Below are 9103 nucleotides of genomic sequence, written 5' to 3' on the forward strand. Positions count from 1 at the left end.
AGCGCTGCAGCTGCGCCGCCGCCGCGCGCAGCACCCAGTCGCCGATTTCTACGATCAGGCCGCTGCTTTCAGCCAGCGCGAGAAAATCGGACGGGCACACCACGCCCCGCTGCGGATGGTTCCAGCGCAGCAGCGCCTCCGCCTTGACGATGCGCCCGTCCCGCAGCGCCACGATGGGCTGGTAGACCAGCTGCATCTGCTGCTCGCGCAAGGCGGTGCGCAAGTCCGCGCCCAGGCGCATGCGGTTGACGGCCGCCACCTGCAGCGCCGGCGTGAAATAACTGTAGCGGTTGCGTCCCGCGCCTTTCGACACATACATGGCCTGGTCCGCATGCTTGAGCAAGTCTTCGATCGTGCCCGCGTCATCGGGATACAAGGTGATGCCGATCGAGGCGGAGACGAAAGCCTGCTCCTGCCCCAGCAGGAATGGCGCCAGCAAGCCGTCGAGAATTTGCCGGGCGATGCGGTCCACTTGCTGCAAGTCGTCGAGGTCGGACAGGATCACCGTGAATTCATCGCCGCCCAGGCGCGCCACCGTGTCCGTCTCGCGCACGCCCACGCGGATGCGCCGCGCCGCCTCGATCAGCAGGATGTCGCCCTGGTGGTGGCCGAGGGTATCGTTGACTTCCTTGAAGTGGTCGAGGTCGATGAACAGGATGGCCACGCGGCTGGCATCGCGGCGCCCTTGCGCCAGCGCCTGGCGCAGCCGCTCGTGGAACATGCGGCGGTTCGGCAATTGCGTCAGGGTATCAAAATTGGCTTGCTGCCAGATCAGCGCTTCCGACTGGCGCTTGTCCGTCACGTCTTCCAGCATGCACAGGTGGTGCGGGCCGCCATGGCGCGCCGTGGCGATGGCCGTCACGGAAGCGTCGACCCACACGACGGCGCCATCGGGACGCACGATGCGCTTCGAGTGGCGAAAGCCGAGCACGCTGCGCGCCAGCAATTGCGCCACCTGCTCCTGTTCGCCGGACACGTCGTCGGGATGGCTGATCTCCATCCAGCTGCTTTGCTTCATGTGTTCCAGGCTGCGCCCGGCGATGGCCAGATAGCGCGGATTGATGTCGAGAAACTGTCCGCTCACGGTATCGATCAGGGCAATGCCCATCGGCGCTTCCTCGAACATGGTGCGAAAGCGCAATTCGCCCTGGCGGATGGTGTCTTCCGTGCGGCGCCGTTCGCGCGCCAGGTTGCTGAAGTGAAAAGCGGCCGCCACGGCCAGCAGGCTGCCCGCCACGCCCAGCGACAAATACAGCCAGCCCAGGTCGGCGCCCGGCACGGGACGGTAAAGAAAACCCTTGTAGGCGCTGCTGGCCGTGGCATCCGCCGGCAGCAGGCCCATGGCCGCATAGGTATCGGCGATATGCTGCCAGCGCTGGGGATTCATGTAGCCCGGCTCCACCAGCACGGGCTGCAGCAGCAGTTCCATCTGCTGCGCCTCGTACAGCAGGTGCGCGCGGTCGTGGCGCTGGCTGTAGCTGGCGTGGATCAGTTGCGCCATCTGTTCGCGGTGCGCCATCGCATATTGCCAGCCGCGCATGCTGGCCGCGCGGAAAGCCTTGGCCCGTTCAGGATAGCGGCGCAGTTCCTGCTCGCTGGTAAACAGGTTGTCGCCGTAAAAATCGATGCCGGCCGAGCGCGGCGTGAATTGATAGTAGGAAAATCCCGCCCGGTCCAGGTAGTCCGGTTCATTGGTCGAATACGCAGCGATGGCCTCGACCTTGCCATTGATCAAGTCCTCGACCCGGTAGCTGGGCGGCAAATGCTGCATCTGCCCGGGCGCGACGCCCATTTTCTGCAGGAACAGCGAGACTTCATCGGCGCCGGCGGGCTGGCCGCCGGGCATGCCGATCATCACGGCTGCGCCCGCCAGCTTGCGCACGTCGGGCGCGCCACCCTGCTGGCGCATCAGCAGCACGCTGGGCGAATGCTGGAACACCACGCCCAGCACCACCACGGGCTTGCCGGCCAGGCGGCTGAGCAGCAAGGTGCTGTTGCCGACACCATATTCGGCCCGCCCATCCAGCACGGCGGCCTCGGCGCTGCTCCCGGCGCCGCCTTCGAGCAGCGTGACATCCAGCCCCGCCTCGCGGTAATAGCCCTGTTCGATGGCCGCGTAATAGCCGGCGAACTGGAACTGGTGGGTGAAATTGAGTTGTAGCGCGACCCGCTCCAGGGCTTGCGCCCGGGCCGGCACGGCAAGGAACAGCAACAGGAAAAGACAGCCCAGCCAGCCATGCGCGCGCCTGCCACCGGGCGGCGGCAATCGAGGTCGGCAAGCACGCAATGCTTCCATTGGCATGGCAGGGCACCACAGGAGGACTGCCGGACTGGCAGGGATGAGGCTATTGTAGCCGTCCCTTTTGCCAATGGATAATTATTTCACTCAGGGCAATATCGTTGATGTTTTTGGCAAACAGTCTGGCGCTTGTTTGCGTTAAAACACCACGCCGGCCACCAGAATGACATTCGCATACGGGCTGCACTCGCCCGTGCGCACGATGGCGCGCGCGCCCTTGCTCAATTGCTTGAACTCTTCATGCGTGACCTGGCGCGCATCGGGCAAGGCCAGGGCCGCCACTTGCGCCGCCATGGCCGGGTTGTGTTGCGGCAATTCGCTGGCCAGCAGGTGGTACTCGACCTGCATTTCGCTCATTACCGTTTGCACGGTCTCGATGAAGCCGGGCACGCCGCGCGTCAGCGCCAGGTCGATCAGGGGCACGCCCGGCTGCGATGGCAGGCCGGCATCGCCGATGACGAGCATGTCGCCATGGCCCAGCGAGGCGATCATGTGCGACAGTGCAATATTGAGCAGCGGAGTTTTTTTCATGGTCTTAAAACAGCTCGTGCAGGAAAGGAATCGACGTTTGCGCGCCGGGCTTGGTCACGCTCCAGGCGGCCGCGCGCTGCCCCTGGCCAATCGCTTCGGCCTCGTCCATGCCGGACGCCAGGCCGGCGACAAAGCCGCCGATGAAGGTGTCGCCGGCGGCCGTCGTGTCGACGGCTTTCACCGCTTCGGCCGGGAAAGTGGTGTCGCCGCCATACAGGGCCGCGTGCACGCCCTTGGAACCCAAGGTGATGATGACGTTGTCGCTGCCCTGCTTTTGCAGCGCGGCGGCCAGGGCCGCGATATCCGTGCTGTCGGGCGCCACGCCGGCCAGCATGGCCGCTTCGATTTCATTCGGGATCAGGTAGTCGACCAGTTCCAGCACGCCGTCGGGCAAGCTGGCGGCCGGGGCCGGGTTCAGCACCACAGTCTTGCCCAGCGAGCGGGCCAGCCTGATGGCGTGCACGACGGTGTCCATCGGCGTTTCCAGCTGCAGCACGACGATGTCGGCCTGCTCAATTAAGCCTTGCGCCGCGTCGATGTGGGCGGGGCTCAATAAATCGTTGGCGCCGCCGGCGATGACGATGCTGTTCTGCCCGTTGTCGTCGACCAGAATGGAAGCAATGCCGGAAGCCACGCCCGGCAAGGTCGTGATGTGGCTGTCGATGATGCCGTCGCCGACCAGCGCGGAGCGCAACGTCGCGCCAAACGCATCGTCGCCCACGCAAGCGACCATGGCCACTCGCTGGCCGCCGGCCTCGGCCTTGCCGCTCATGCGCGCGCAAGCGACGGCCTGGTTGGCGCCCTTGCCACCAGGAATAGTTCTAAACGCGCCGCCCGTCAGGGTTTCGCCGGGCAGGGGCATGCGCGGCACGCGCAAGACCAGGTCCATATTGATGCTGCCGATAACCACGATCATGATGTCATTCCCATCAGTTCAGTTGCAGGAGAAGAAGCAGGTACAGCAGAAGGTACGGCTGCGGCACTGGAGCCGCGCACGTGCAATTCGGGGGCGATGCTGCGCTGCTGGCGCGGCAAGGCGGGGTCGGCGATGCGGGCCAGCAGGCAGGCCGCCGTGATGTGGCCCAGCTCGCGCGTATTTTGCGCCACGCTGGTCAAGGCCGGATGCACGAAGCTGGCCAGGTCGATGTCATCGAAGCCGACGACAGCCAGCTCGCCCGGCACGGCAATGCCGCGCTCGGCGGCGGCGCGCAGGGCGCCAAAGGCCATCAGGTCATTGCAGCAGAACAGGGCGTCCGGACGCTGGGCTGTTGGCAGCGCCAGCAGGTCGAGCGCGGCCGCATAGCCGCCCGCGCTGGTGAAGTCGGCATGGCGGCACAGGGCGTCGGCCAGGGTCACGCCCGCGTCCGCCATGGCATCGCGCGCGCCGGCTATACGCTCGTTGGAAATACGCACTTCACGGGGACCGGCGATGCAGGCCAGGCGCCGGCGTCCCAGGCCCAGCAGATGGCGCGCGGCCAGGGCGCCGCCGGCACGGTTGTCGACGGCCACCGCGTCGATGGCCAGGTCACAGGGCGCGCGGTCGAGCAGCACGGCCGGCACTTTCATTTTGCGCAGCAATTCGCCATCGCTGTCGGCCAGTGCGGACAGGATCAAGCCGTCGCAGCGCTTGGTCAGCAGCACGTTCAAATACTCGCGCTGCTTGACGGGGTCGTCATCCGAATTGCACAAAATGACGCTGTAGCCGGCCGCGTAGCAGCTGTCTTCGATACCGCGCGCCACTTCCGAAAAATACGGATTCGTATTGTTGGGGATGATCAGGCCAATGGTGCGCGTGCTGCGGCTGCGCAAGGAACGCGCCAGCGCGCTGGGTACGTAATGCAATTGTTCCACGGCCGCCAGCACGGCGCGGCGCGCCTCGTCGCTGACGGGGCGCGTGTTGTTGAGGACGTGCGAGACGGTGGTAAACGACACCCCCGCCGCCTGCGCCACTTGCTTGATGGTTGCCATGGGACGGGATTATGAACGCTCGCCGCGGCGGCGATAGGTGTCGAGCACCACGGCGGCGACGATCACCAGGCCCGTGACGATGCGTTTCACGGGTTCCGACACGCCCACCTGCGCCAGGCCCGCTTCCAGCACGGAAATGATCAGCACGCCGATAAAGGTGCTGATGACGGAACCACGGCCGCCCATCAGGCTGGTGCCGCCGATCACCACGGCGGCGATCACCTGCAATTCCATGCCCACGCCGCCGTTCGGGTCGGCCGCTTCCAGGCGCGACACCTGGAACAGCGCACCGACGCCGGCCAGAAAGCCCATCAGCGCAAAGACCAGCACCTTCGACGGTTTTGTGTTGATGCCGGACAAGCGCACGGCTTCTTCATTCGTGCCGATGCCGATCCAGTGGCGGCCCAGCACCGTGCGCGTGAGCACCAGATGGCCGATGACAACGATGGCGATCGAGGCGATGAAGGCAGGCGACAGGCCGAAGGCGATGGGCGAGCTGATGCCCTCGACGGCGCTGCCGATGTATTCCGTGCGCGAGTTCGTCACTTGATAGGCCATGCCGCGCGCCATTTCCAGCACGCCCAGCGAGACGATGAACGAGGGTATGCGCCAGCCGACGGAAATCAAACCCGTCGTCGCGCCGCAGGCGGCCGCCACCGCCATGCCTAGCATGGCCGCGCTCCACACGGGCCAGCCCCAGTGCACGACAGCGAGCGACAGCACGGAAGCGGCCAGCGCCATCACGGAGCCGACCGACAGATCGATGCCGCCGATGATCAAGACAAACGTCATGCCGACAGCCATCACGACCAGGGTCGGGATATTGTTCGACAGGGTACTCAAGGTCGCCAGGGTAAAGAAGTTTTCACTGGCAAACGAGAACAGCACGCACATGGCCAGCAGGGCGCCAATCAGGCCCGCATAGTTTTTCAAGTCGGCCAGGCTGCGCTGCAGATACGAAGGAGAGGAATGGGTGGTCATGGGAATCTTTCCGGCGGATCAGGCCGCAGCTGGAGTGGAAGTGGGTGTCAAATAGCCGGAGAAGGCGGCCGACAGCAGCGCGTCCTGGCTCCAGGCGCCGCGCTCGAAGGTCTCGACGATGCTGCCGGCGCTCATGACGGCGATGCGGTCGCAGATCAGCATCAGTTCGCGCAAGTCGCTCGACACAATGACCAGACCCTTGCCCTGGCGCGCCTGTTCGGCCAGCACCTGATAAATATCAAACTTGGCGCCGATATCGATGCCGCGCGTGGGCTCGTCGAACAGCATCACGGGGCAGTCGCGGTACAGCCAGCGGGCGATCACCACCTTTTGCTGGTTGCCGCCGGATAGCTCGGCCACCGTTTGCGCGCTGTTGCGCGAGCGGATGCCCAGGCGTTGAATATAGTCATCGGCCACCGTCGCTTCGGCCGCGTCGTTCAGCCAGCCAGCGCCACTGACGGTGTCGAGCGAGGCCAGCGTCGTGTTGACGGCGATGGACTGGCGCAACAGCAAGCCTTGGCCCTTGCGGTCTTCCGTGATCATGGCGATGCCGGCTTTGACGGCCGCCTGCGGCGAGTGCAAGGCGGCAGGCGTGGCGCTGTCACCGAGGAACACCTCGCCCGCATCGGCGCGGTCGGCGCCGAAGATCAGGCGCAGCAGTTCCGTGCGGCCCGAGCCGATCAGGCCGGCGATGCCGAGGATTTCGCCGGCACGCAAGTCGAACGAGGTGGGGTTGACCACCGTGCCGCGCGTCAGGCCGCGCACGCGCAGCAGCGGCGCGCCCAGCGTGCGCCCGCTCAGGTCCACGGCGTCGTCGGCCGAGCGGCCCACCATCAGGCCGACCAGGTCGGCGGCCGAGTGGCCGGCGATGGCGTCGTCGCACACCAGCTGGCCGTCGCGCAGCACGGCGATGCGGTCGGCCACGCGCTTGAGTTCTTCCAGTCGGTGGGAAATATAGATGATGCACACGCCTTCGGCTTTCAGGCGCTCGATTTGCAGGAACAGCAGTTCCACTTCGCGGTGCGTCAGCATGGCCGTCGGTTCGTCAAGCACCAGCAGGCGGCAGGCACCGATCAGGTTGCGCGCGATCTCGATCATTTGCTGGTGGCCAATGCCCAGTTCGCCCACGAGGATCCACGGGTCGAGGCCGCCCAGGCCGACTTTTTCCATCTGCTCGCGCGCGTCGCGTTCGAGGCGCGTACGGTCGATGAAACCGAAACGCTGCGGCAGATTTTTCAGGTACAGGTTTTCCGCGATCGACAGGGTGGGAATCAAATTGAGTTCCTGCATCACCATGCGGATGCCCAGCGCCTCGGCGGCACCGCGCGAAGCGGGCTGGTACGGCTTGCCGTCGAGCAGCATGCTGCCCGTCGTGGCTTGCTCCAGGCCGCAGATGATCTTCGACAAGGTGCTCTTGCCCGCACCGTTTTCGCCCGTCAGCGCCAGCACCTGGCCAGCCGCGAAGCGCAAGCCCACGCCGCCCAGCACGGGGCCGACATAGGACTTGCCGATGTTATCCAGGGTCAATAGAGGGGGGGCGGCTGATGGCGCCGGGGGGATGTCGGTAGGCATGATAAAACTCCGCGGAAAAAGACGGCGGGGCCGGCGCCAGCAATGCTGCTATGGCGCTGGCCCCGGCGGGATCAGACGATCAGGCGATCAGGACTGGGCGCCCTTGGTGACCAGTTCGACCTTGGTTTCGATGACGCCACCCAGATCGGCTTGTTTCTTTTTCTGCGCCAGGGCTTTGAGCACGGTGTCGATGCCGAACACGGCTTGCTGCGAACCGAACTGGTCGGCGGTAGCCAGCACGCGGCCATCGGCCAGCATCGGCTTGATGGCGTTGATGTTGTCGTAGCCGACGACCAGCACTTTGCCCGTCTTGCCGGCCGCCTTGATGGCGGAAATGGCGCCGATGGCCATGTTGTCGTTACCGCAAAGCAAAGCCTTGATGTTCGGGTTGGCGTTCAGCATGGCGGCAGCCACCGTGTTGGCCGGGGCGATTTCCCACTGGCCCGACTGCACGCTGACGACTTTCGCACCAGCCGCACCCATGGCGTCCTGGAAACCCAGGGTGCGCTGCTGCGCGTTATAGGTGGTCGAGACGCCTTCGATGATGCCGACGGGGTCGCCCTTCTTGATCTGCTTGGCCAGGTAGTCGCCGACCACCTTGGCGCCCTTGCGGTTGTCCGGACCGACGAACGGCACGCTGATGCCTTTTTCTTTCAGGGCGCCTTCGTCGAGCTTGTTATCGATATTGACGACGATGATGCCCGCGTCGATGGCTTTCTTCAGCACCGGCACCAGCGCTTTCGAGTCGGCCGGCGCGATCACCAGCGCGTTGACGCGCGAGACGATCATTTGCTCGACCAGCTTGATCTGGCTCGACGTATCCGTTTCATCCTTGATGCCGTTCGACAGCAGGTCGTACTTGGCGGCATTTGCCTTCTGATGCGCCTTGGCGCCATTTTCCATGGTCAGGAAGAATTCATTGGCGAGCGACTTCATCACCAGTGCGACCTTCGGCTTTGCTGGCGTTTGCGCCATCGCCGGCACGGCGGGCAAGGCGCACACCAGGACAGCGGCGGCAATCATTTTCAGGCGAATACGGGATGTCATGACAGTCTCCAGAGTTGTTGGGCAAGCACGTGTACGCCATGCTTTTTAGGAAATACGTTGCGCGCAAACGTTTGCGCGAAGCGAATAGTGCCTCAATGCCCTATAACAGTGCAAGCAAAACTGTAGCTGCGGTGCAGCAAAAACACGGCGCCCAGAGGGAAATGGGCAAGCTGATGCGATCAGCCTGCCGGGTAGAATTGGCCGCAAATCAAGCGTTTGTTGCAGGGCGGGCACTGCTCCATTGCACGGCCAGCACGCTGGCCAGCACCACCAGCAGGCCCAGCATCGACCAGCCCGTCATGGCCTGGCCCAGCAAGGCCCAGCCCAGCACCACGGCCATCAGGGGACTGAGCAGTCCCAGCGAGGAGACGGCCACGGGCGACAGGCGGGCAATGCCGCGAAACCACAAGGCGTACGCCAGCAGGGCGCCGGCCAGGCACAGATAGGCATAGGCCAGCACTTGCTGCACGGATAAGAACGGCAGCGGCGCATCGGCCAGCCAGGCCACGGGCGCCAGCATCAGGCCGCCCAGCAGCAATTGCCAGCCCGTCAGCGCCAGCACGGGCAAGTCCGGCTTCCAGCGCCGCGTCAAGTAGGTGCCGGCTGCCATGCAGGCCGTGCCGCCCAGCGCGGCGGCGATGCCGACCGGTTCCCACACCGTGCGCGGCGACAACAGCAACACGCCCATGCCGGCCACGCCCAGCA

At 65.1% G+C, this 9103-nt stretch carries 8 protein-coding genes; all 8 read right to left on the reverse strand.

The window, feature by feature from the left end:
* On the reverse strand, nucleotides 1–2302 hold a 2302-nt coding region (locus JaAD80_RS25770), incomplete at its 3' end, for a diguanylate cyclase domain-containing protein (RefSeq protein WP_258003181.1).
* Nucleotides 2303–2437: 135 nt separating this feature from the next.
* Nucleotides 2438–2830, reverse strand: coding sequence for a D-ribose pyranase (rbsD, locus tag JaAD80_RS25775; protein ID WP_102298806.1), 393 nt, complete (start codon nucleotides 2828–2830; stop codon nucleotides 2438–2440).
* Between the two features lie 4 nt (nucleotides 2831–2834).
* Nucleotides 2835–3746, reverse strand: coding sequence for a ribokinase (rbsK, locus tag JaAD80_RS25780; protein ID WP_102298808.1), 912 nt, complete (start codon nucleotides 3744–3746; stop codon nucleotides 2835–2837).
* Nucleotides 3743–4798, reverse strand: a complete 1056-nt coding sequence (locus JaAD80_RS25785; protein WP_102298810.1) for a LacI family DNA-binding transcriptional regulator — start codon at nucleotides 4796–4798, stop codon at nucleotides 3743–3745. Before JaAD80_RS25785 ends, rbsK begins: the two co-directional genes overlap by 4 nt.
* Before the next feature lie 9 nt (nucleotides 4799–4807).
* Nucleotides 4808–5779: an ABC transporter permease gene (locus JaAD80_RS25790; protein WP_102298812.1), complete on the reverse strand. Its 972-nt coding sequence runs from the start codon at nucleotides 5777–5779 to the stop codon at nucleotides 4808–4810.
* A gap of 18 nt (nucleotides 5780–5797) precedes the next feature.
* Entirely contained in the window at nucleotides 5798–7351 is a 1554-nt protein-coding gene (locus JaAD80_RS25795; protein WP_102298814.1) for a sugar ABC transporter ATP-binding protein, read from the reverse strand.
* 87 nt (nucleotides 7352–7438) lie between these two features.
* Nucleotides 7439–8398 (reverse strand): sugar ABC transporter substrate-binding protein, encoded by a 960-nt coding sequence (locus JaAD80_RS25800; RefSeq protein ID WP_102298816.1) that lies wholly within the window; start codon nucleotides 8396–8398, stop codon nucleotides 7439–7441.
* Nucleotides 8399–8606: 208 nt separating this feature from the next.
* Nucleotides 8607–9103: EamA family transporter (locus JaAD80_RS25805; protein ID WP_180979596.1), on the reverse strand; the 497-nt coding region annotated here is incomplete at its 5' end.

This window comes from Janthinobacterium sp. AD80 (genome assembly GCF_002878455.1).
GTDB lineage: Bacteria > Pseudomonadota > Gammaproteobacteria > Burkholderiales > Burkholderiaceae_D > Janthinobacterium.